The organism is Pyxidicoccus sp. M6 (assembly GCF_055568925.1).
The window spans coordinates 855114-877573 of the sequence record NZ_CM145714.1 but is presented as its reverse complement, the minus strand read 5'-3'; the positions used below and the strand labels follow the sequence as shown (position 1 = coordinate 877573).

At 70.5% G+C, this 22460-nt stretch carries 23 protein-coding genes; 11 read left to right on the top strand and 12 right to left on the bottom strand.

What is annotated here, in order from left to right; genetic code table 11:
• Position 1 precedes the first annotated feature (1 nt).
• The 10 genes from ACVTJA_RS03745 to ACVTJA_RS03700 all read right to left on the bottom strand — a co-directional run bounded on the left by ACVTJA_RS03745 (position 2) and on the right by ACVTJA_RS03700 (position 9512).
• Entirely contained in the window at positions 2 to 1381 is a 1380-nt protein-coding gene (locus ACVTJA_RS03745) for an aminopeptidase P family protein (RefSeq protein ID WP_465833835.1), read from the bottom strand.
• Positions 1382 to 1399: 18 nt separating this feature from the next.
• Positions 1400 to 1780, bottom strand: coding sequence for a response regulator (locus tag ACVTJA_RS03740; protein WP_206722448.1), 381 nt, complete (start codon positions 1778 to 1780; stop codon positions 1400 to 1402).
• A complete protein-coding gene (locus tag ACVTJA_RS03735; RefSeq protein WP_465833833.1) occupies positions 1780 to 2523 on the bottom strand; it encodes an ATP-binding protein in 744 nt (247 codons plus the stop codon). Before ACVTJA_RS03735 ends, ACVTJA_RS03740 begins: the two co-directional genes overlap by 1 nt.
• Positions 2524 to 2529: 6 nt before the next feature.
• A complete protein-coding gene (locus ACVTJA_RS03730) occupies positions 2530 to 3294 on the bottom strand; it encodes a response regulator (protein WP_465833831.1) in 765 nt (254 codons plus the stop codon).
• Positions 3291 to 4682, bottom strand: coding sequence for a sensor histidine kinase (locus ACVTJA_RS03725; protein WP_465840763.1), 1392 nt, complete (start codon positions 4680 to 4682; stop codon positions 3291 to 3293). The genes ACVTJA_RS03730 and ACVTJA_RS03725 overlap by 4 nt, the downstream gene beginning before the upstream one ends.
• 256 nt (positions 4683 to 4938) lie before the next feature.
• On the bottom strand, positions 4939 to 5376 hold the full coding sequence (locus ACVTJA_RS03720) for a response regulator (protein ID WP_465833829.1): 438 nt from the start codon (positions 5374 to 5376) through the stop codon (positions 4939 to 4941).
• A gap of 191 nt (positions 5377 to 5567) precedes the next feature.
• Positions 5568 to 5903 carry an HPF/RaiA family ribosome-associated protein gene (locus tag ACVTJA_RS03715; protein ID WP_465833828.1) on the bottom strand — a complete coding sequence of 112 codons (336 nt, stop codon included), beginning with the start codon at positions 5901 to 5903 and terminating at the stop codon, positions 5568 to 5570.
• A 204-nt stretch (positions 5904 to 6107) separates the two neighbouring features.
• Positions 6108 to 6734, bottom strand: coding sequence for a DUF1360 domain-containing protein (locus ACVTJA_RS03710; RefSeq protein ID WP_465833826.1), 627 nt, complete (start codon positions 6732 to 6734; stop codon positions 6108 to 6110).
• 99 nt (positions 6735 to 6833) lie between these two features.
• A complete protein-coding gene (locus tag ACVTJA_RS03705; protein WP_465833824.1) occupies positions 6834 to 7841 on the bottom strand; it encodes a zinc-dependent alcohol dehydrogenase family protein in 1008 nt (335 codons plus the stop codon).
• A 189-nt stretch (positions 7842 to 8030) separates the two neighbouring features.
• Entirely contained in the window at positions 8031 to 9512 is a 1482-nt protein-coding gene (locus ACVTJA_RS03700) for a hypothetical protein (RefSeq protein WP_465833823.1), read from the bottom strand.
• Positions 9513 to 9752: 240 nt separating this feature from the next.
• On the opposite strand from ACVTJA_RS03700, the gene ACVTJA_RS03695 reads away from it, so the two are divergent.
• Positions 9753 to 10793 (top strand): aldo/keto reductase, encoded by a 1041-nt coding sequence (locus ACVTJA_RS03695; RefSeq protein WP_465833821.1) that lies wholly within the window; start codon positions 9753 to 9755, stop codon positions 10791 to 10793.
• Between the two features lie 4 nt (positions 10794 to 10797).
• Here the strand turns inward: ACVTJA_RS03695 and ACVTJA_RS03690 are convergent, their stop codons facing one another.
• Positions 10798 to 11292, bottom strand: coding sequence for a hypothetical protein (locus ACVTJA_RS03690; RefSeq protein WP_465833819.1), 495 nt, complete (start codon positions 11290 to 11292; stop codon positions 10798 to 10800).
• A 162-nt stretch (positions 11293 to 11454) separates the two neighbouring features.
• Between ACVTJA_RS03690 and ACVTJA_RS03685 the strand changes: the two genes are divergently transcribed.
• From ACVTJA_RS03685 to ACVTJA_RS03640, 10 genes are all read left to right on the top strand, one after another.
• Positions 11455 to 11979, top strand: coding sequence for a pyridoxamine 5'-phosphate oxidase family protein (locus ACVTJA_RS03685; RefSeq protein ID WP_465833818.1), 525 nt, complete (start codon positions 11455 to 11457; stop codon positions 11977 to 11979).
• A gap of 523 nt (positions 11980 to 12502) precedes the next feature.
• Complete coding sequence (locus ACVTJA_RS03680; RefSeq protein WP_465833816.1) at positions 12503 to 13837, top strand: inositol-3-phosphate synthase; 1335 nt, start codon at positions 12503 to 12505, stop codon at positions 13835 to 13837.
• A complete protein-coding gene (locus tag ACVTJA_RS03675) occupies positions 13815 to 14747 on the top strand; it encodes a phosphatase PAP2 family protein (protein WP_465833814.1) in 933 nt (310 codons plus the stop codon). Before ACVTJA_RS03680 ends, ACVTJA_RS03675 begins: the two co-directional genes overlap by 23 nt.
• Entirely contained in the window at positions 14740 to 15984 is a 1245-nt protein-coding gene (locus tag ACVTJA_RS03670; RefSeq protein ID WP_465833813.1) for a GtrA family protein, read from the top strand. The genes ACVTJA_RS03675 and ACVTJA_RS03670 overlap by 8 nt, the downstream gene beginning before the upstream one ends.
• Positions 15974 to 16969 (top strand): hypothetical protein, encoded by a 996-nt coding sequence (locus ACVTJA_RS03665; RefSeq protein ID WP_465833811.1) that lies wholly within the window; start codon positions 15974 to 15976, stop codon positions 16967 to 16969. The genes ACVTJA_RS03670 and ACVTJA_RS03665 overlap by 11 nt, the downstream gene beginning before the upstream one ends.
• Positions 16966 to 17547, top strand: a complete 582-nt coding sequence (locus ACVTJA_RS03660) for a protein-tyrosine phosphatase family protein (RefSeq protein WP_465833809.1) — start codon at positions 16966 to 16968, stop codon at positions 17545 to 17547. Before ACVTJA_RS03665 ends, ACVTJA_RS03660 begins: the two co-directional genes overlap by 4 nt.
• A 208-nt stretch (positions 17548 to 17755) precedes the next feature.
• On the top strand, positions 17756 to 18685 hold the full coding sequence (locus ACVTJA_RS03655; RefSeq protein WP_465833807.1) for a phosphatidate cytidylyltransferase: 930 nt from the start codon (positions 17756 to 17758) through the stop codon (positions 18683 to 18685).
• On the top strand, positions 18673 to 19671 hold the full coding sequence (locus ACVTJA_RS03650; protein ID WP_465833805.1) for a fatty acid desaturase family protein: 999 nt from the start codon (positions 18673 to 18675) through the stop codon (positions 19669 to 19671). Before ACVTJA_RS03655 ends, ACVTJA_RS03650 begins: the two co-directional genes overlap by 13 nt.
• Positions 19668 to 20276, top strand: coding sequence for a CDP-alcohol phosphatidyltransferase family protein (locus tag ACVTJA_RS03645; protein WP_465833803.1), 609 nt, complete (start codon positions 19668 to 19670; stop codon positions 20274 to 20276). Before ACVTJA_RS03650 ends, ACVTJA_RS03645 begins: the two co-directional genes overlap by 4 nt.
• A complete protein-coding gene (locus ACVTJA_RS03640; RefSeq protein WP_465833801.1) occupies positions 20267 to 21466 on the top strand; it encodes a hypothetical protein in 1200 nt (399 codons plus the stop codon). Before ACVTJA_RS03645 ends, ACVTJA_RS03640 begins: the two co-directional genes overlap by 10 nt.
• A gap of 114 nt (positions 21467 to 21580) precedes the next feature.
• Here ACVTJA_RS03640 and ACVTJA_RS03635 read toward each other — a convergent pair whose 3' ends face one another.
• Positions 21581 to 22459 (bottom strand): helix-turn-helix domain-containing protein, encoded by an 879-nt coding sequence (locus tag ACVTJA_RS03635; protein ID WP_465833800.1) that lies wholly within the window; start codon positions 22457 to 22459, stop codon positions 21581 to 21583.
• Position 22460 lies beyond the last annotated feature (1 nt).

The following is a 22460-nucleotide window of genomic DNA, read 5'->3' as shown; positions in this document are numbered from 1 at the left end:
GCTACCGCCGGGCCATCACCGCCTCGACGTCGGCGGCTTCCTTCGGGATGGCGGCCGTGAGCACCTCGCAGCCGTCCTTCGTGACGAGCACGTCGTCCTCGATGCGGATGCCGCGCACGTCCGAGTAGCGCGCCAGCACCTGGCGATTCAGCCGGTCTCCGGCCTTCTCCGTGAGGCGCGCGTCCTCCAGGATGGCGGGCACGCGGTAGAAGCCCGGCTCAATCGTCACCGCCATGCCGGGCTCCAGGTCGCGGTCCAGCCGCAGGTACCGGTGCCCGAACTCCTTCGAGCGCGTGCGCCCCGGCGCGTACCCGGCCCGGTCTCCCAGGTCCTCCATGTCGTGCACGTCCAGCCCCAGCAGGTGGCCGATGCCATGGGGGAACAGCAGCGCGGTGAGCCCGTCCGTCACCAACTCCTCCACGTCTCCACGGAGGATGCCCAGCTCCACCAGCCCGCGCGCCATCTCCCGGTGCGCGGCGAGGTGCACTTCGCGGTAGCCCACGCCCGGCCGCACCTTCGCGATGCTCGCCTTCTGCGCGCGCAGCACCACCTCGTACAGCTCGCGCTGCGTCGTGCTGAAGCGCCCCGTCACCGGCCACGTGCGCGTCACGTCGCACGCGAAGCCGCCCGGGCTCTCGCCGCCCACGTCCGCCAGCAGCAGGTCTCCCTCGCGCAGCTCGTGGTGGTACTTCAGGTTGTGCAGCACCTCGCCGTGCACCGTGACGATGGGCTGGTACGCCGGACGCACGTCACGCGAGACGAACTCCGCCTCCATCGCCGCGCGCACCACCGCCTCCAGCACGCCCGGCCGCGTCGCGCGCATCCCCGCCAGGTGGGACGGCGTCGTCACCTCCGCCGCCCTCCGCAACTGCGCTACCGCTGCATCATCATGGCGAAGGCGCAGCGCCACCATCGCCTCCGCGAGCGGCTCGTCCACCGGCTGCAGCTTCCCGTACCGCACCGGCCGGCCCAGCAGCGCCTCCACGTCCTGGCACGTCTCCGCGTCCGGCGTGGGCAGCGTCGCCACCGTCCTTCCCTTCAGCACCGCCGGCAGCTCCGCCCGCGAGCGCACCGGGCAACCCGTGAGCTCCGCCACCTCCGCGAAGCCCGGCACCGCGCCGTCCCACAGCGCGTCGTCCGCGCCGGGCTCGGGCAGGTACAACGCCCACGACTGGCCGTCGTAGAAGCCCAGCCCGTCCGGCGCCGCGAGCCCGAAGAGGTAGAGGAAGTGGCTGGCCGCGCGGAAGGGAAACTGGTCCGCGGCGTAGTTGCGCGGACGCGGGCGGCTCGACGCCACCAGCGCGGGGGTATTGCCCAGGGCATGGGCCAGCAGCTCGCGCCGCCGCACGAGGGCGGCGCGTTCAGAAGACACAGGAAGCATGCGGGAAGGACTCCGGGACTACGCGCCCAGCGGACGCTGAGGCAACAGCTTGAAGAGGAAGGCCAGCAGGTCGTCGAAGTGGCCGCCCTTGCGGAACACCGCGTCCACCGGCATGTCGATTTTGCCGTCGTGCCCGGTGACGAAGACCACCTTCGTCTTCGGCATGTGGTGGCGCACCAGCGGAATCAGCCCGGTGCCGAAGCCGTCCCCGAGGCTCTGGTCCAGCAGCACCGCGTCATACGCGCGCGGCCGGTTGAGCAGGCTGGCGGCCTCCGCGTAGGTGCTGGCGGTGACCACGGCGAAGCCCGCGTCCTCCAGCAGCGCCGCGAGCGTCATCCGGTTGGAAGGGTCATCCTCCACCAGCAGCAGGCAGCGACCGAAGGTCCAGCTCGTCTCCATCACTTGCTCCCCTGAATCACCTCGCGGCCCACGGGCCTCGAGCGGGGCCCTACGTCCGGACCCGTGAAGACGACTTCCACAAAGGTGCCCCCGGTCGGACCCGCACCCAAATCCACCTTCCACCCATGCCGCTGCGCAACCCGGTGGATGATGCTCAAACCCAGACCCGCATGGCCGGGCTTCGTCGTGTAGAACGGCTCGAAGGCCCGCGAGTACGCCTCCGGCGCCAGCCCCTCCCCCGTGTCCTCCACCCTCAGGGACACCCCATCATCCTCCAAGTCGCGCGTGCGCACGGTGAGCGAGCCCCCGCGCGGCATGGCCTCCACCGCGTTGTCCACGAGGCAACCCACCAGCACCGCGAAATCCTCGCGGTCCAGCTCCACCTCGCCCTTCGCCGCCAGCTCCCTCTTCAGCTGCACGCCCTCGGGCAGGTCCGCCTCGGACAGCGCGCGCTCCACCGCTTCGCTCGGGCGGCAGCGCGGCTTGGGGCCCGTGGCCGCCGGCGGGCTGCGCTTGGACAGGAGCTCCTCCGCGGACGCGAGCTCCTTCTCGATGAGCTGGAAGAAGGTCTCCACGCGGGGGTCCGCGCTCCAGACCTCCGTCTTCTTCATCTGCCGCATCAGGTAGAAAGACGCGTTGCGGATGCTGGCGAGCTTGTTGCGCAGGTCATGCCGCAGCGTGGAAGCCACCACGTCCGCCACCGCCGCCCGCTCCCGTGCCTGCAGGTCTCCACGCCCGGACATAACCGTTCAGTTCCTCGCGCCGAAGGGGCCCTGCGGCCGGCCTCGCACGCGGGCGATGGCCTGCACCAGCTCACGCAGGGGCACTGGCTTCGTCATGCACACCACCGCGCCCTGGGCGGCCACCACGCGCAGCATCTCCGGCACGAAGTGCCCGGACACGGCGATGACGGCCACGGACAGGTCCGCTTCACGCACCTTCTTCACCAGCTCCGGCCCGCTCATCTCCGGCATGACCAGGTCCAGCACGCACACGTCGTAGGCGCCCGAGCGCAACGACGCGAGCGCCTCCTCGCCGCTGTAGACGGCCCGCGCGCGCAGCCCCACCGTGCTCAGCGCGCGCACCATGGCGCGAGCCACCTGCTCGGTGTCGTCCACCACCAGGACCTGCGGCGCCCGCACCGCGCGCAGCACCGTGTCCAGCGCGTGCGCCACGTCGAAGGGCTTGGGCAGCACGGTGAAGGCGCCCTCGGCGAGCGCGTCGTCCACCAGCTCCTCGGCGGTGAAGGCCGTCATCAGCACCACCGGCAAATCCGGGCGCTCCTGCTTGATGCGGCGCAGCAACTCCACGCCGTGCAGGCCGGGCATGCGGATGTCGGTGAGGACCACGTCCACGGGCTGCTCGTTGAGCACGCGCAGGGCGTCCTCACCGGAGGAGGCCTCGAGGACGGTGTGTCCCTCCAGCTCCAGGTTGGCCGCGAGCGTGATGCGGAGCGACTCCTCGTCGTCGACCAGCAGGATGCGAGCGGGGCCCACTGCCACTTCCTCCATCACGCGGCCTGTGCCGCCGCGGACGCGGGGAGCTGAATGGTGAATTCGCTCCCCCGACCCGCTTCGCTGCGCACAGAGATTGTGCCCCCGTGACGTTGCACCATGTTGGCGACGATCGCCAGTCCCAAGCCCGTCCCACGCGTCTTGGTGGTGAAGAGAGGTTCGAATATCTTCGGGAGTACGTCCGGGGGTATGCCCGAACCGTCGTCCACTACGCGGACGCTCCAGGGGCCTGCCTCCCCGCCTTCCGCCATCACTGAAACCTCCCCGGTACGTCCTGAGGGCATGGCCTCCACCGCGTTCTGCACCAGGTTCACCAGGACCTGGCGGAACTGCTCCTTGTCCAGGTTGGGCACGGGCAGGGACTCGGGGACGCCGTTGACGATGCGCACCCCGTCGCGCAGGGGCACCACGCTGAGTGCTTCGTCCACCAACGGCCGCAGCGGGCAGGGCTGGAGCGCGGGCGGGCGCTCGCGCGCGAAATCCAGCAGGTCAGAGATGATTTTCGCGCAGGCGTTGAGCTCGCGCTCCATGACGCCCAGGAACTGGGTGACGCGCGGGTCCTCGACGGCACCGGCCGGGTCCTTGGTCAGCTTGCGCGAAAGGTAGGCGTGGGCGTTGCGCACGGCGCCGAGCGGGTTGCGTAGCTCATGACCCACGCTGGCGGCGAGTTGACCCACGGCCGCCAGCTTCTCCACGCGGATGAGGTGCTCCTGGAAGCCGCCCAGCTCGCGCAGGGCCCGGTCCAGCTCGCGCGCCTTCGCGCCCTCGCGCTCGCGGGCCAGCTCCAGCTCCGCGCGGCGCACCGCCACCTCGCGCTGCTCGCGCCACATGCCGCGGCACGCGAAGATGAGCACCACGTCGAAGGCGCCAATCCAGAGGGCATGCTCCAGGAAGCGCCACGCCTCCGGCTGGGACGTGCCGTAGACGGACTCGGGCCACAGCACGCCGCCCACCGCGAGGTCCACCAGCAGCGCGGCCGTCGCCGACAGCAGCACGCGCGGGTCGCGGTAGAGGGAGAGCAGGGCCAGCGAGGCGAAGACGTGGAAGTGCGTCTCGATGCGCCCACCCGACAGGTGGATGAGCAGCGCGGACCAGAACGCCTGCCCCACGGCGATGACGTGCCGGGTGGCGGTGGCGCCGGGATACACGCGGGCCAGCGCGAGGGGCACGGCGCTGAGCACCGCGCCCGCGGGGAGGGCCAGGGTAAGGACGGAGCGGGGCGACCAGACCAGCGCCATCGCGAGGGCCAGCGCCCACTGCACGAGCGTCAGCCACGCGAGGAGCCGGTCCGTCCGGCCATACACGCGGTCCAGGTACTCGCGCAGGAGCAGTGCCGCCCGCTCCTTGAGCGCCATCCTCGGGCCGTTGTCTACCTCCTGCACATGCATCATCGAATGCCTCCCGCCCGGACTGCGGACGGGCCCTCCAACGGCGTGCGACCTGGGACGGGGGATGCTGCCCCCACGGCCGCCGGCCCACGGGTGTCTGTGAAATGCCCCCACGCCCGGGTGGGGCCGCCGCCGCGACGACGCGGCCCGGGTGGATGATAGAGCAACACCTGGAGGGTGGTGGCACTGGCCACGCGGGGTGCCTGCCCGCCCGCCTTCCGGTCGGGGGTGGAGCGGGTGGCTCGCGCGGACGGCCTCATCGCACCCCTCGCTTCCGCTCGGCGAGGCCGGAGGTGATGAGGCTCATCTCCCGCTTGAGGCGCGCCGCTTCCGCCGCGCGCCGAATCATCGCGATGAGGTCCGTGGGCCGGTACGGCTTGAGCACGAGGTAGAAGAGGCCTCGAGCCTGCTCCTGGTCCTTGCGGTCCAGGTACTCGCGATAGCCGGTGACGAGCACGCCGGCGAGGTGCGGGCGCAGCCGCGTCGCCTCGCGCAGCAGGTCCATGCCGTTGCGGCCCGGCATGTGGAAGTCGGTGCAGAGGACGTCGAAACGCCCGAGCGCCAGCAGCCTCAACGCCGAGCCCGCGTCGCGCGCGACGTGGACGTCGAAGTCATCGGAAAGCACGGCCGCGGTGGTGGCGAGGACGGTCTCCTCGTCATCCACCAGCAGCACCTGGAGGCGCTGGGCATTCATCGCGTGAGAGCACGCACGATAGCGCCCGCCGCCCGCACCGCGTCAGGGGGTGCCTGCGGATTCTTCGCCAATCCCTGGCATCCGGCGCGAGGACGCCAGGAATTGGGTACCTGGACCTACACGAAACGGCGCTCCCGCATCAGGCCATGGCTGAGTTTTTCCGTGGCAGGAGAAGCGGGGCGCCGCCGTGGCTAGCCGTGGTGTGCGTGCAGCGTGGCGGCGTAGTGCTGGAGCTGGCGGCGCGCGGCGTCGAAGGCGTCCGTGACGGCCTGGTAGGCGTCTTCGTGTTCCGTGCGCTGCTCCGGGTCCCTCGCGGCGACGATGCTCCTGCCGGGCACGCTCACGTCGACGCGGACGTGGAAGTGCTTGCCGTGCTGCTTGTGGCGGTGCGGCTCCTCCACCACCACGTGGCAGCCCACGATGCCGTCGAAGAACTGCTCCAGCTTGTCTGCATGGTCGCGGATGTGCTCGTTGAGACCGTCGCTCGTCGCCATCCCGCGATACGTAATCTGCAGCGCTCGCTTCATCGTCCGCCTCGGGTTGTGCCCCTATCGGGCATCGGGTTGCACCCTCTTCCATTGCATCAACCCGGCCAGCGCCAACCGCGCGGAATCCCGTCGGAGTCGCACCTCGCCCCCGCAGCGTTTGCGGCGAAATGTCCCCGCGCCGCAGCCTCTGCGGGGCGCATTGCCCCGTGCGGCGCGGTGTACGTGCACGTCGGGTGCGCGCGCTCAACTCGGAGCGGGGATGGGCGCGCGGCCCGGCTCCAGGGCTTCCGCCGGAGTGCTCGCGGTGGGGAACTGCACGCCCTCCTCACGGTCCGTGCGTTCCTTCAGCGCGCGGACTTCTTCGCGCGTGCGTGCGAGTCCCTGCCCCAGCCACTCATAGGTGCGGTGCAGGAACGAGGACGCCGCGGAGAGCGCGAGCACGGAGCCCAGCCACCGGGCCTGTCTCGGCGCCACGGCGCGCATGGCCAGCAGGCCCGCGGCCACCCACGGGCCCAGGCAGAAGGGACAGCCCAACAACTGCCCCAGCGCCTTCTGCATCCCCGCGCCCCGGGACACCTCTTCGACTTCGCCCGCCGGGGAGTACTCCTGGAAGCGGACGAAGGGCGCTCGCAGGAAGCTCGTCACCTGGTCCTTCGCCGCGAGCCGCGTCAGCGAGTGCGTCGCCACGCCGAACAGCGCGAGGTCTCCGAGGTTGAACCGCTCCGGGAGGCGGCGCCTGCTCCGCGCCGTCCAGCCGAGGAAGGACGCCACGGACACGCCGTACGCGCCGACGAGCACCGCGTACGAGCCCAGGGGGTGATGCGCATCGTCATAGCCGGCGAAGAGGCCGGTCTCCTGCGGAGCCTTCATGGAACGGTTCGCCTCCGTGTGGCCCGTGAAGACTGCGCATCGCGCGGGAGTGTCCCAAGGGACGGGCAGGCGGACGGGCAGGCCCTCGAATGCGCGGGCTCAGCTTCGCGCGTCCACGTCCAGCACGGCGGCGCCGCGCACGCGTCCGTGCCGGAGCGCGTCGAGGGCTTCGTTCGCGGCGGAGAGGGAGAAGACCTGCACCTCGGTGCGCACCGGCACGCCCGGCGCGAGCGCGAGGAAGTCCAGCGCATCCGCGCGCGTGAGGTTGGCCACGGAGCGCACCACGCGCTCCTGCCAGAGGAGCGCGTACGGGAAGGAAGGGATGTCACTCATGTGGATGCCGCCACAGACGACGATGCCGCCCCGGTCCACGGCGCGCAGCGCGGCGGGGACGAGCGCGCCCACGGGAGCGAAGAGGATGGCCGCGTCGAGCGGCTCCGGTGGCAGTTCATCCGAGCCTCCGGCCCACTCCGCGCCGAGCTCCTTCGCGAACCGCTGGCCCGCCGTGTCTCCGGGGCGGGTGAAGGCGAAGACGCGCCGGCGCCGGTACAGAGCCACTTGCAGGACCACGTGCGCGGCGGCGCCGAAGCCGTAGAGGCCCAGCCGCTCGGAGTCGCCCGAGAGGCGCAGGCTCCGGAAGCCGATGAGCCCCGCGCACATCAGCGGCGCGGCGTGGACGTCGCTGTAGCCGGCGGGGAGCGGGAAGCAGAAGCGCTGGTGCGCCAGGGTGAATTCGGCGTAGCCGCCGTCGAGGTCGTAGCCCGTGAAGCGCGCCCGCTCGCAGAGGTTCTCCCGGGCGGAGAGGCAGAAGCGGCACTCGCCGCAGCTCCAGCCGAGCCAGGGGACGCCGACGCGCGTTCCCAGCGGGAAGGCCGTGACGTCCTCACCCGCGCCGACCACCGTGGCCACGATTTCATGGCCTGGTATCAGTGGCAGCTTCGGGCGCGTCAGCTCGCCATCCACCACGTGCAGGTCCGTGCGGCACACGGCGCAGGCGTTGACTCGCAGCAGTAGCTCCTCAGGGCCCGGGCACGGAATGGGGAGCCGTTCCTCTCGCAACGGCTCGCCGGGTGCCCGCAGCACCATCGCCCGCATGGTTCCTTCCATGGGCCGCTCCCTCGCGCTTCCATGGGAAACATGGCGACGCCCGAGGCGTGCTGAAGCATGCACCGGGCATCAGGCAGGCGAGCGCTGGGACGCACCGCCGGGGGAGAACATGGCAACGCCCGAGACGCGCCGAAGCACGTCCCGGGCATTGCGTCCCTCGAGGCCCGCGCGGAAGCGGATCCGCTCCCGTCAGAGCTGCACGCCGGCCAGCACACCGGGCCAGGTGCGCACGACGGTGCGGCCACCGTCGGACTCCTCGCGCCACTGGGGACCGATGCCCACGTCGTTCCAGCGGTCGCTGCCGTCCCACGTGACGAGCGTGTTGGCGCTGACGCCAGCGAACACCGCGAAGTGCCGCGCCATCTGCCAGCCGCCCATCACCCGGAGCTGCCCGAGCACGTGCTCGCTCTCATCCTCACTGAACCACCGCCGCGAGTGCAGGCTGCTGCCCACCAGGTCCACGTCCACGAAGAACCGCTCCATCACCGGGATGTGCCCACCGAAGCCCGCGCCGAGCGTGTAGCGGCGCCGCTCTCCGCCCCGGGGCGGCGTGAAGCCCGCGGTGAGCAACGTGTAGAGGTGCTTGCTGCCCAGCTTCACGCCCACGTTGGTGAGCGACACGTCGCTGCTCCACAGCGCCAGGTTCGCCTGGCCGTTGCCCACGATGCTCAAGAGGCCCACGGACTCGCCCTCGTTGTGGCCCGCCACGTTGAGGATGCCCACCTGCGCACCGTCCACCTTGCCCGCCACGTTGACGATGCCCACCTGCGCGCCATCCACCGCGCCGCCCACGTTGAGGATGGACACCTGCCCGCCCGAGATGTGGCCCGCGTAGCTGAGCCCCGAGGACATCTGCACGCCCGTCATCTCGGTGGCCACGTTGGCGCCCGCCGTCATCTGGAGCCCGCGCATCGGGCTGCTCGCCACGTTGAGGCCCACCGCGAGCTGCGCGCCGCGCACGGCCCCGGTCGCGATGTTGGCACCGACGCCGAGCTGCGCGCCATTCACGGTGCCCGCCACCGTGTTGACGCCCACCGTGAGCTGCGCGCCCTCCATCGCCCCGCGCACCACGTTGGCGCCCACGCTGGACTGCACGCCGAGGAAGTCGCCCCCGGACAGGTTGCCGCCCACCGCGAACTGCCCGCCCGACACCGGGCCGCGCGACACGTTGGCGCCCACCGTGAGCGCGGCGCCCGTCATCCCGGCCTCCACCCAGTTGGCGCCCAACGACATGGCCAGGGCGTCCACCCGCTTCGCGTGCGTGGCGACGAGGCCGATGGCCACGGTGTTGACCACGTTGCTCGTGTGGAAGCCCGAGGTGCTGAGGCCCGGCACCAGCGTGAGGCTGAACGGGATGTGGACCTCGGGGGCCTCGGCGCTCGCGGAGGGCTCGGCCTTCGCCTTCTCCACCACCGGCGTGTCCGCCACGGGGACCGCCTGGGCCGTGCTCACCGCGCCGCCCGCCGCGGCGTCCACGAGCGGAGGCACCGTCATGGCCTTCTCCGCGCCGGGACCTTCGACGGCGGGAGCCGCCACCCCGTCGCCGCCCGCGTCGGGGCGCGCCGGAGCCGACTCGGTTGCCTGCACGCCTGCCGTGGACTCCTCGGCGCTGGCGGAGAACGCCACCACCGCCGCCATGACGCCCGCACACACCGAGACCTTGCGCTTCATCGCCTGGACCTTCCTGGACTGTTCCGAGAGCGGCCCGGCCCGCACCGCGCGGGCTCCGGGGCCACACAAAGAGATTCATCGGGGGACGTTGCCGCCCCGCTCACGGAAGGGAACACCGGCACCGCGAAAAGCTGTCACCGGGCCGTTTCCAGCACCGCCACCGAGGAGGGAACTGTCGCCTGTCCATCCCCCCGCTCGCGGGCCGCGCCGCGCCGCGAGGCCCGACAGTAGATTCGCTCCATGCGCTCCGAACCGGCTCAACCCCGCTCGTCCACGACGACCCGCCGCGAGCTGCTCGCCGCGAGCCTCGGTGGCCTGCTGCTCCCGTCCATCGCCACCGCGCAGACCGCTCAGCCACCACCGCCAGCGAAGCCTGGCGCCTCCGCGCAATCCGGCGCTCCCGCACCCGCGAAGCCCAGCACTCCCGCACCCGTGAAATCCACCACCCGAGGAGAAGCCATGCTCACCCGCCCCATCCCCAGCACGGGCGAAGCGCTGCCCGTCATCGGACTCGGCACCTGGCAGACGTTCGACGCAGGCAACACCCCCGCCGAGCGCGAGCCGCTCGCGGAAGTCCTCCGCCGCTTTCTCGCCTCGGGCGCGCGCCTCATCGACTCCTCGCCCATGTACGGCCGCGCGGAGGCCGTCACGGGTGAGTTGCTCGAGACGCTCGGCGAGCTGAAGACGCCCTTCCTCGCCTCCAAGGTGTGGACCACCGGCAAGGCCGAGGGACTCGCGGGACTGCGCAACTCCATCCAGCGCATGGGCAAGGGCCGCATGGACCTGATGCAGGTCCACAACCTCGTGGACTGGCGCACGCAGCTGCCCATGCTGCGCGAGTGGAAGGCGCAGGGCCGCATCCGCTACGTCGGCGTCACCCACTACTCGCGCAGCGCCTTCGACGACCTGGAGCGCTTCATCCGCGAGGAGAAGCTGGACTTCGTGCAGCTCCCCTACTCGCTCGCGCAGCGCGACGCGGAGGCGCGCCTCCTGCCCGCCGCGGCCGAGCACGGCGTGGCGGTCCTCGTCATGCAGCCCTTCGCCTCCGGCGACCTCTTCCGGCGCGTGCGCGGCAAGCCCGTGCCGGAGTGGGCCTCGGAGTTCGACTGCACCACCTGGGCGCAGTTCTTCCTCAAGTTCATCCTCGGCCACCCCGCCGTGCACTGCCCGCTTCCCGCCACGAGCAGCCCGGAGCACGTCGCCGACAACCTGCGCGCCGGCTTCGGCCGCCTCCCCGACGAGAAGCAGCGCGCCCGCATGGCCCGCGTCCTCGAGGGCTGAGGCGCTACAGCTCCGGGTCCGGCGTGTACTGGAGCTCGCCCGTGGGCTCCAGCACCAGCCCCGTGCCCGGCTCGCCCGCGTCGTCGTCGCGGCCCACCTCCAACACGGAGTCCTTCGCGTCCCACTGCCCCAGGTAGTACTCGCCGCCCGCGGCCATGCACGCGCGGCCCTCGGACACCACCGTCTCCACCACCTCCTGCTTGTCACTGGTGGCGCGAAGCAGCGTCCACTCCTTGCTGTCCTCGCGGAAGCCCGCGACCAGCTCCTTCAGCTCCGCGTCGCGCGGCGTGCCGGACTGCAGCGTCTGCCGCTCCCACTTGCGCGGCTCCTTCGCCGGCTGCTTCGCCTTCCACGCGCGCGCCAGCTCCAGCACCTTCTCCTCCGCCGCGTCCTGGAGCGCGTGCATCTCCTCCGGCAGCTCGATTTCCTCCAGCGCCAGCAGCGCCGTCTCCAATTGCAGCGCCTTGAGGCTCCACTCGTTCCACGCCGTCTTCAGCATCCGTCAAACCCTCGCGTTTCGCGCGTGCGCGCCGGCCCAACCCGCCGGGCCCGGCAAGCCCACTACCACACCGCCTGCCTGCCCTGGCGCCGAGCAACCGGCCCCTCCATGCTCGCCGCCCTCCGCGCGACCTACCTTGAGCGCCCAGGGAGGAGCACCGCCATGGCGAGCAAGAAGAAGGACACGCACGAGGTCGTCCAACACTTCGGAGACCTCATCAAGGGCATCAAGGTCGCGATGATGACCACCGTGGAGGAGGACGGCTCGCTGCGCAGCCGCCCCATGTGGACCCATGACAGGGACTTCGACGGCGAGCTGTGGTTCTTCACCCGCGAGCACTCTCACAAGGTGGACGAGGTGGAGCACGACCACCATGTGAATCTCTCGTACGCGGACCCCTCCCGCGAGCGCTACGTCTCCGTCAGCGGCCGCTGCCGCCTCGTGCGCGACAAGGAGAAGGCCCGCGAGCTGTGGAACCCCACCCTCAAGGCCTGGTTCCCCAACGGACTCGATGATCCAGAGCTCGCCCTCCTCTGCGTGCGCGTGGAGCGCGCCGAGTACTGGGACACGCCCAGCAGCCGCATGGTGCAGCTCGCCGGCATGGTGAAGGCCGCCCTCACGGGCGAGACGTACAAGCCCGGCGACAACCAGAAGCTCGACCTGGGTGACGCCCCGCTCCCGCACTGAGCGCCGGATACATCCTCTATATAAGGAAGGGACGGCCCCCTGCCCCGGGGTCGTCTCTTCTTCCAAGAATTCCGGTTGCGCCCGGCAAGCGCGGGCGCCATAGCAGGGCCCGCCGGGCCCGCCCGCGCCGGCGCTGTCCGCACCCCTGTAGGTCATTCCCACACCCACCGCCGTCCGCACCCCTCAGTGCGCCGCACACAGCCCGGGTCATCTCCGACCCTGACCCGCTTGCCCGGGTATGGTCGAGTGGGTGTCATCCGGAAAACGTCGTGGTGTTTCTCTGACAGCCCCGTTCGGCCTGCCTTGTAGGCAGCCCCGGGCTGATCCATTCACAGGGCGCTCGGCGTGGTAACGAGCGCGCCGACCACATGACGTTGCGGTCAACAACGCTTTAGAGTATCAACCATCCGCTTTCGAGATTTTCCGCATGCCCCATAGGTATCGTGCCGAAGGCATCGCATACGGCGGACTCGAATACGTCTAGCGGGGCGGTCCGGTTTCCGCCCTTCGAAGGAACTTCAAGATGGAAAACAAGAGGAAGGTCACGAAGCCCGAGGGCAAGCTGGCGGTTCTGGTGCCGGGCCTGGGGGCGGTCTCCACGACGCTGATGGCCGGTGTCGAACTGGCGCGTCAGGGCAAGGGCCTCCCCATCGGCTCGCTGACGCAGATGGGCACCGCGCGCCTCGGCAAGCGGACCGACGGCCGCACCGTGAAGCTCAACGAGCTGGTGCCGCTGGCCGAGCTGAACGACATCGCGTTCGGCGCGTGGGACATCATCAGCGAGGACGCGTACCAGGTGGCGGTGCGCTCCGGCGTGCTCAACGACAAGCACCTGGAGCAGGTGAAGCCCTTCCTCCAGTCCATCAAGCCGAAGAAGGGCGTGCACGACGCCGAGTTCGTCCGCCGCATCGAGGCGAACCACACCAAGTCCACCAAGACGCACCGCGAGAGCATCGAGGCGCTGCGCCAGGACATCCGCGACTTCAAGAAGGAGCTCAACGCCAAGCGCGCCGTCATGGTGGTGTGCAGCAGCGTGGAGACCTTCCGCCCGCTGCCCGAGGCCTTCAAGTCGCTGGCCGCCTTCGAGAAGGCGCTCGACGAGAACAGCCCGGACATCAACCCCACCGCGCTCTACACCTACGCGGCGCTGAAGGAGGGCGTGCCCTTCGCCAACGCCACGCCCAACGCCAGCGTGGACACGCCCGCACTGCAGGAGCTCGCGAAGCAGGAGGGCATCCCCGTCGCCGGCCGTGACCTCAAGAGCGGCCAGACGATGATGAAGACGGTCATCGCCCCCGCCCTCAAGGCGCGCATGCTGGGCCTCGATGGCTGGTTCTCCACCAACATCCTCGGCAACCGCGACGGCGAGGTGCTCGATGACCCCGCGGCCTTCAAGGCCAAGGAAGTCACCAAGTCGAGCGTGCTGGACACCATCCTCCAGCCGGAGGTCTACCCGGACCTCTACAAGAAGTACTCGCACAAGGTGTCCATCCACTACTACCCGCCCCGCGGCGACGCGAAGGAGGGTTGGGACAACATCGACATCACCGGGTGGCTCGGCTACCCGATGCAGATCAAGGTCAACTTCCTCTGCCGCGACTCCATCCTCGCGGCGCCGCTCGTCCTGGACATCGCGCTGTTCCTGGACCTGGCGAAGCGGCTGGAGTGGCGCGGCATCCAGGAGTGGATGTCCTTCTACTTCAAGAGCCCCATGGCGCAGCCGGGCCTCCCGGTGGAGCACGACCTGTTCATCCAGCTCACCAAGCTGAAGAACACGCTGCGCGTCGTCGCTGGCGAAGAGCCCATCACCCACCTCGGACTCGACTACTACGGGGATGACCTCCCGCTCGCCAAGTAGAGCCACGCCACTCACGTGGCTCGTCACCTTCATGGCGACGGGCCACGTGGTGCTGGTGGCAGCCACCGGCCGGATCCGGTGGGACCACGTCGCCGCCGACGTGCTGCTGATGGGTGTGGCCTGGGCAGGCCCCCGGACGCGGCGCTTCCTGGCAGGCGGGTTCCCGCTATGGCTGACCGGTATGCTGCTGGACAGCCAGGGGCTCTGGCTGTTCGTCCGTGGCACCATCCACACGGGAGATTTGTGGGAGTTGGAGCGTCAGCTCTTCCCCGCTCCCGGAGGCACCCACTGGCCCGAGTGGTGGTCCACGCGCTTCAGTCCTGTATTGGACCTTCTGTGTGGCTTCGCGTACGCGGCCTACCTGTACGAAGTCTTCGCCGTGGCCATCTTCTTCTTCGTGAAGAAGGACGACGCGCGCTTCCAGAAGGTGTGCTGGGCCTTCCTGCTGGTGAACGCCATCGGCGTGGTCATCTACCTCGTCTATCCGGCGGCGCCGCCCTGGTACGTCCTGAAGTACGGCCCCGGCCCCGCGGACCTGCACGCCCTGCCCAGCCCGGCGGGCACGGCGCGCTTCGATGCACTGCTGGGCATCCACTACTTCTCCAGCTTCTATTCGCGAAACACCAACGTGTTCGGGGCCATGCCGTCACTGCATGCGGCCTACCCGTTCATGATGGCGCTGTTCCTGTGGCACAAGGGCTGGACATGGCGCGTGCCGGCGGTGCTGTTCTCCGCGCTCGTCGCCTTCTCCGCCATCTACCTGACGCACCACTACATCCTGGACGTGCTCGCGGGCCTGACGGTGGCGCTCGCGACCTTCCTGGTGGTGGAAGCGGTATTCGCACGCCGCACGGCCCCGGTGCCGGTGCCCGTGCCTTTGACGACTTCCAGAGGAGACACCCGTGCTTGAGAACCTGATGGCCTGGCTGACCGGAAACCTGTCTCCGTCGGCACGCATCTGGACGGCGCTGGCCCCCGCCATTCTGGCCTGTGCCTACTTCCTCGGAGGGCTGCTGCTCTTCTGTGTGCGCTGCGCCTTCAAGGGCATCCCTCGCGACGAGGAGACGCTGAAGCGTGGCTCCACGGTGCTGGTGGGCTTCTTCCTCCGGCACTACTTCTTCTGGGTCATCCAGCCCCTGTGGGCGCTGCTGTTGCGCTCGGGGCTGCCGGCCAACGCGCTGTCCATGCTGTCGGGCCTGCTGGGCATCTCCGCCGGCGTGGCGCTGGCGGCGGGCCGCTTCGCGCTGGGCGGCTGGCTGTTCCTCTTCGCCGGCATCCTGGACGTCATGGATGGCCGCATCGCCCGCACGCGCAAGGAGGCCAACCCGGCCGGCGCGGCGCTGGACTCGGTGCTGGACCGGTACGTCGACTCGGCGATGCTGATGGGCCTGGCCTGGTACTACCGGGACACGTGGGTGCTGCTGCCCGCGCTGCTGGCGCTCCTGGGCTCGTCGCTGGTGCCGTACGTGCGCGCCAAGGGCGAGGGCCTGGGCGTCAGCGTCCGTGACGGCGCGATGCAGCGGCTGGAGCGTGTGCTCTTCCTGGGCGTGGGCACGGCGCTGTCGCCGATTCTGGAGGCCATCTTCTGGCCGGAAGAGAAGCACCCCATGCACTGGCTGGCGGTGGTGGGCCTGGTGTTCGTGTCCATCATGAGCAACTACACGGCCATCACCCGCTTCCGGAACCTGGTGAAGGCGCTGGCGCCGAAGCGGCAGGAGGCGCGCTCGGAGAAGGCGATTCTGGGCCTCAACGCGCTGGCGGGCGCGCTGGCCACGGCGGCGGACTTCGCGCTGGTGCTGGTGCTGGTGGAGTGGGTGGGCCTGCTGCCCGCCTGGGCCACGGTGGTGGGCTCCGTGCTGGGCGCGGTGGTGAACTACTCGCTCAACCGCGTGTTCACCTTCAGGAGCACCGGCGCGGTGGCGCGGCAGATGGCGCGCTACGCGATTGTGAGCGGGACGAGCGCGCTGCTCAACGCGGGCGGCGTAGCGCTGTTCACGTTGCATCCGCAACTGCCTTACGCGTTGGGTTGGTGGCTTGTTCGTGGCGTGGTCTACTTCGCGTGGAACCTGCCCCTGCAGCGCGATTATGTCTTCAACGACAACGCGTCGACGGATGCCCTCATGGAGCAGCGCCCGCATGCTGCGTAAAGCCTTTCTCCAGGTCCTGATGGTGGCAGTGCTCCTCGGCGTGCTCGCGCGGCCCTCGGTGGCCGAGGCGGGCGCGGCGCTGGAGCCGACGCCCTCCCCCCTCGACAACTACGGGGAGAGCTTCACCTTCATCGGCGACCTGGAGGATGGCACCTTCGTGCTGGTGCAGCTGTCGATAACGAACCTGGGCCCGGGCTCGCGGCATGGCATCTGCCGGGCCTCGGTGCTGCAGCCCGGCCAGAAGGCCTGGACGCCGCAGAAGAAGGTCGGCGAGAAGGAGTGGAGCTACGACGCCACCAGCGGCACGCTGCAGGTGGGGGCGTGCACGGCGCGCTCGGCGGGTGGCTTCACGCGGGTGGACGCGCCGCTGGATGGTGGACGCGTGGTGCTGGAGTACCAGGCGCCGGTGCAGCCGCGCTCCCCCGAGGGCTCGGACGTGGAGGTGGGCAGCGCGCGCTACCGCCACGAGGTGACGCTGGCGTTCAGCCCGCTGCGAGCGACGGTGCAGCGTCCCAAGGGCGTGGAGGCGACGTACTCGGGTGGCGGCTACGCGGACCACACGCGCTCCACCATTGCCCCGGCGAAGCTGGCCAAGCGCTGGGTGCGCTTCCGCGCGCTGCGCGGGGGTGAGCGACTGGTGCTGCTGGCGCGCGAGGGGCAGGACGGTGAGTTCGGCCCCGTGTACGAGTGGGAAGAGGGCGGCACGCCGCGCCCTCTGGAGTACTTCACGCTCAGCCGGGATGGCGCGAAGGAGCGGAGCGTGTGGAAGGTGGAGGTGTTCAGCGACGGCGGCGCGGCGATGGTGCTGCGCTCCACGCAGCTGTTGCAGCGCAACGCGCCGGTGGAGGACTTGGGCATGCTGGCCGGGCTGGTGAAGCCGGTGGTGGGCTCGCCGGTGACGTACCTGCACCGCGCGGTGCTGGAGCGCGCGGGGAAGCCGCCGGTGGCGGGGCTGATGGAAGTGACGCTCGAGGGTGACCAGTGAGCGTGTCGCTGTTGCGCGACGTTCACCATGTGCCGGGCGTGAAGGGCTGGGTTCGCAAGCAGGTGCTGCGCTCGGTGGCGCGGTGCGTGGAGTGGACGACGAAGCTGCCCGGGCAGGGACTGAACCTGTCGCGCGTGAATGACTGGCTGCACGTGGGTGGTGGCGTGCCTCGCTCGCGCTACGCGGAGCTGAAGGCGCTGGGCATCACCGCGGTGATTGATTTGCGCGCGGAGCGCTGTGACGACGCGCAGGCGCTGGCGGCGCTGGGGATTGAGTTGCTGCACCTGCCGGTGACGGACCGCTATCCGCCATCGGTGGAGCAGTTGATGCGCGGGGTGGAGTGGGCACTGCCCCGGCTGGAGCAGGGCGGGCACCTGTTCACGCACTGCGAGCACGGCGTGGGCCGTGGGCCGCTGATGGGCCTGGCCGTCATGGTGGCGCGCGGCTGGGATGCGCCCGTGGCGTACCGAGAGCTGCGCAAGGCGCGGTGGCAGGCCACGCTGAATGACAGACAACTCGGCGGGCTCGCGGACTTCGTCACTGCGTGGGCCGCGAGGAAGCCTGGGCGGGCGGCGTAGCTTTCCGCCGCAGGGCCGCTCAGTAGTCCCAGGTCTCGTGAGCCAGCGGCGCCGCGTTCAGCGTCAGCCGGGCATTCGCCATCTGGGCAGGCGCCCCTCGGTGCTTCGCGGCGCGGCGCGCACCCACAGTATTTCCCTGGCGTCAATATTGTAAAATACCAGCATGGGCGTAATTTCGACCATCGACTTGTCGACATTGCGCGCTCCCATGCTCCTTTCCCTCGCGCCGACAGCGCTCTTCCTGGTGCTCGGCCGGATCTACGGCTTCATCCTCGTCTGCAGCGCCGTCTCGTTCGCGCATCCCCGGCTGAGGCGTCCCGAGGCGAAGCCCATCCGGCAGGCCATCAACTCCTGGTGGCCTCCGGCGCTCGCGGGCGGGCTGTGCGTGGCGCTGGGGGCGTGGGCGACGCTGGGCGTCTTCGCGCTGACCAGTGGGTGGACCCTGCGCGAGTACCTGCGCACGCAGGGCCCGGAGCGGGACTCACGCCTCGACGCCCTCGCGTACGTGACGGTGCCGCTGCACTTCGGAGCCATCGCCACGGGTGATGCTCGCCTCGTGTCGGGACTGTGGCTGTTCTGGACGTTCGGAATCCTGCCGCTCGCGTCGCTGCGCCTCGGCGGCGAGCGGCCCATCGCGCGCGCGGCCCGGGTGCAGCTCGGGGTGGTGTGGACGGTGTTCTCGCTCGGGCACGTGCCCTGGCTCTTCTTCCACGGGCCGCTGCCCGGCCCCTCGGGGGCGGCGGGCTTCGTGCTGCTGCTCCTCCTCTCGGTGATGACGAGCGACGCGGGGCAGTACGTGAGTGGGAAGGCGCTCGGGCGTCACAAGCTCGCGCCGACGCTGTCACCGAAGAAGACCTGGGAGGGGCTGTTCGGCGGAATGGCCATCTCCGCGCTCGTGGCGGGACTGGCGGCTCCCTCGGTGACGCCCTTCACGCACGCGCAGGGCGCGCTGCTGGGTGCGGCGCTCTCGGGGCTCGGGCTGCTGGGAGATTTGACGGTGTCCGGGCTCAAGCGAGAGGTCGGCATCAAGGACCTGGGCACGGCGCTGCCGGGGCAGGGCGGGCTGCTGGACCGGTGCGACAGCCTCATCCTCACGGCGCCTCTCTTCTTCACGGCGGTGCACGCATGGTTCGGCTGAGAGCCTCCACGGACTATGCCGAGCTCAAGCGCGAGGTGCGCGCCGCGGGCTGCTACGCCTACGCGCCGTGGCGCTCGGTGGTGAGTCTTCCCCTCCATCTGGTCTGCGCGGCGGCGCTGTTCTGGACCAGCACCCACGTGGCCGCGTGGGCCGCGGTGCCGCTGTTCGTGCTCGGGAGCCTGCTGTTCTACCGGCTGGGCTGGCTGATGCACGACGCGGCGCACGGAGGCACGTTCCGCTCGCGCCGTGCCAACCGCGTCTTCGCGGCCCTGACGGCGGGCATCATGGGCGAGTTCGTCTCGGGCTGGCGCCATGGCCACGACCGGCACCACGCGGCGCCCAACGTGCGCGGCGTCGACGGAGACCAGTCGGAGCGGTGGGACACGGAGCGCCGCTTCACCCGCTTCTGGAGCGCCGCGGCCAACCTGCTGCTGCTCTCGCGCTTCCGCGGGAGGTACCTGCCCAAGTCGTTGCTGCTGCTCGGCCTGCGGGACGGCTTCTACTGCCACCGCTACCACCGGGAGCGCTTCCTGCCCGAGCTGTGCCTGGTGGTGTCCGGCTTCACGTCGCAAATCGCTGGCTTCGCGCTGCTCTTCGGCCCGTGGGCGGTGCCGCTCTTCCTGGCCCACACCTGCATCGGCATGCTGTACCTGAACACCGCCTTCGCCGGGAACCACTACGACCTCGAGTCCTTCACCGAGGCCGAGGCGAGCACGCTCACCTTCGCGGAGCTGCAGATTCGCACCTGCCGCAACTACACGGGCGGCGCCTGGGCGCGCTTCGTCTTCGGCGGGCTGGAGAACCAGCTCGAGCACCACCTGTTCCCCGACCTGCCGCGCCACCAACTCCGGCGGGCCGCGCCCATCGTCCGCGCCTTCTGTGAGCGGCGCGGGCTGCCGTATTTCCAGGAGCCGTTCTCCACGGCCATTGCCAAGGCCATCCGCTTCCACGTGGACGCGCCCGCGCCGGAGGTCGTCCCCGAATGAAGAGCTTCCCCGTGTTCGAGCAGCTCAACGCGGCCAGCCTCGTCACCAGCCTGTCGGTGGTGCTCGGCACGCTGGCGTGTCACCTCGCGATGACGGGCCGGCTCGGAGCCGCGTTCATCTGTGGCGCCCTGGCCCTTCCCTGCGACGTGTTCGATGGCCAGGTCGCGCGGAGGCTGAAGCAGGTCAGCGCCTTCGGAGGCTTCCTCGACTCGCTCGCCGACGCCGTGTCGTTCTGCCTCGTCCCGCCGATGCTCGCCCACGCGATGGGAGTCGGTGGAGTGTGGACGGTGGCCCTCGTGGCCTACTCGCTCACGGGGGTGTGGCGGCTGGCGCGCTTCATGGAGACGGGCACGCTGGTGGTGGACGGGCGCGAGTGCTTCCAGGGTCTGCCCACGGCCCACGGAGCGGCGGTCTTCTACCTGGTGGCGGCGTGTGTGGCGGGGCTTCCGGAGTGGCCGCGCAGCGCGCTGGTGGGCGGCTATCTCGCGGTGGCGGCGCTCGGGATGATTCACGGCTTCACGATTCCGAAGAGCGGCTGGCACACCCGGCTGCTCTGGGTGCTGGTGCCCGTGGCGACCGTGGCCTCCGCGGTGCGATGGTGGTGACGCTGCTGCGCCGCAACGGGGCGCTGCTGCTCACCGCGTTCCTCCTCTCCGGCCTGGTGAACGTACACGCCCAGGCCTTCTTCGCGGCTCACGCGCCCGAGGCGAAGGAGCGGTGGCTCGCGGGCTGCCTCCTGGCGGGGACTGTCGCCTCCATCGCGGGGGTACGCCTCTCCAGACGCTTCGGCTTCCTCGGAAGCGGCGCGCGCGTCGGGAGCCTGCTGGTGCTGGTCATGCTGGCGCTGAGCGCGGTGGTGCTCGGCGCGCGAGGGGTGTGGCTGTACACCGCCGCGCACGTGGGCGTGCGGGCCGTGGCGAACTACGTAACCCAGGAACTGGACCGCCGCGCCACGGCGCTCGCGGGGGCCGCGCGGACGAGGAACGACCAGCTCGGCAGTGCCCTGCGCTTCGGTGGGATGTTGCTCGGGCCGTTGTGGCTGGGCGCCGCCAGCGCGGGCGCGACCCCGGAGCGGGCGGCCTGGTGGAACGGAGGTGCGCTGGCGGTCCTCGGAGCCCTCGCGCTCGTCGCCTGCCGGGCGGTGGGGAGAGTGGGAGGGGAGCCTCGGCCCGCCGACGCGCCTCGACCGCTCTCACGAAGCGGGCGCGCGGTGTGGGGGAGCGCGCTCGCCATCTATGGCGCGTACTTCCTGCTCGCGAGCAGCGCGGTGTACGTGCTCCGGGACCATCACGGCCGGACCGATGCCACCGTGATGGGCAGCGCGTTGATAGCCACGGTGTACGCGAGCGCCATCGTGAGCACGGTGGTCGTCGGCCTGTTCACTCGCGAGGGGCTCGCGCTTCGCTGGATGCGGGTGGCGCCGGTGGTGATGGCGCTCGCGGGCGCGCTCGTGGGGACGGAGGCTGCCGGGGCCACGCCGGTGCTGTTCAGCGCTGGCGTGGTGCTGGGCGTTGCCTTCGCCCTGTTCATGCTGGCCTTCCGTGAGCATGTCACCACGCGCGCCGCGGCCGGAGAGCCCGAGTGGCTCGCGGCCTTCAACAACCTGGGCAACAGCAGCGCGCTGGTCGGCTTCGGCATGATGGCCGCGCTGGTGGGGCTGGGCAGCGTGTGGCCGGGCAGTTACGGGGCCCGGCTCGGCGGAGGGCTCCTCGCCATGAGCGCCGTGGCGCTGTGGTTGAGCGGGGCACGGCCTGCCCGCCAGGGGACGACTGCGCCGCGAGCGGTCCAGCCCTGAAAGCGCATCGATGAATCGGTGATTCGTCCTTCACCGTGCCGCGCTGGCCCCCACGAACCTGCATGCGCTGGGGCTGTTCGTGTGAAATGACCTCCACCGCCGAGCTGCGGTGCATCAGGGCGCTGTGGCCATCACCCGGCGCCTCCACGCGGCCGGAGTCACACCGTGCACGCGACGGAACTGGCGGATGAAGTGCGTCACGTCCGCGTAGCCCACGCGCTCGGCGATGATGTCCACGCGCTCGTCGGTGACGCGCAGGCGGCGTCGGGCCTCGGCCATGCGGCACTCGAGAATCCACTCGCCCACGGTGCGGCCCGTCTCCTGCCGCACCACTCCCGCCACGTGCGCCGGCGAGCGCTCCACCGCCTTCGCCACCTTCGCCAGCGACAGCGGCTCGACACAGTGGGTCTCGATGTACGTGAGCACCTTGCGGCTCAGGCCCACCGACGGTGCTTCGGGCACGGCCGCGGGCAAAGACATACGCTCCAACTCGATGAGCACCAGTCGCAGCAATGACAGCACTGCCGCGTCGCTGCCTCGCTCCGCTCTCGACACCTCGTCGTGCAGCAGTCGCATCCACCGGAGCAACCGGCGCCGCTGTGCCTGCGTGGGTTGCAGCACGGGATGACAGCCCTGGCGCACCCGCAGCCAGGGCGCGAGCAGCGAGGCCCCCTCCCCTTCCGGCCCTCCCAATACCTCCGGGTGGAAGCCGAGTCCCCAGCCCTCCGCGTCCGACACGCCCATGCGATGCGGGTCCCCCGGAGGAATGAGATGCACGTCGCCAGCGCGCAGCATCCACTGGCCCGCGTGCTTCACCTGGGACTGGCCTCGCGTCACCAGGATGACGACGGCGTACGCGTGGACGGCCGAGGGCCCTCGGGAGACGGGGGAGCGGACCTGCAGCCGCTCCACCAGGACGGGGAGCCGCTTCTCCTCGAACTCCCGCCGCGACGGCGGGTGGGCATGTTTCGTCGGGTGCGGCTCGGAGGGCATA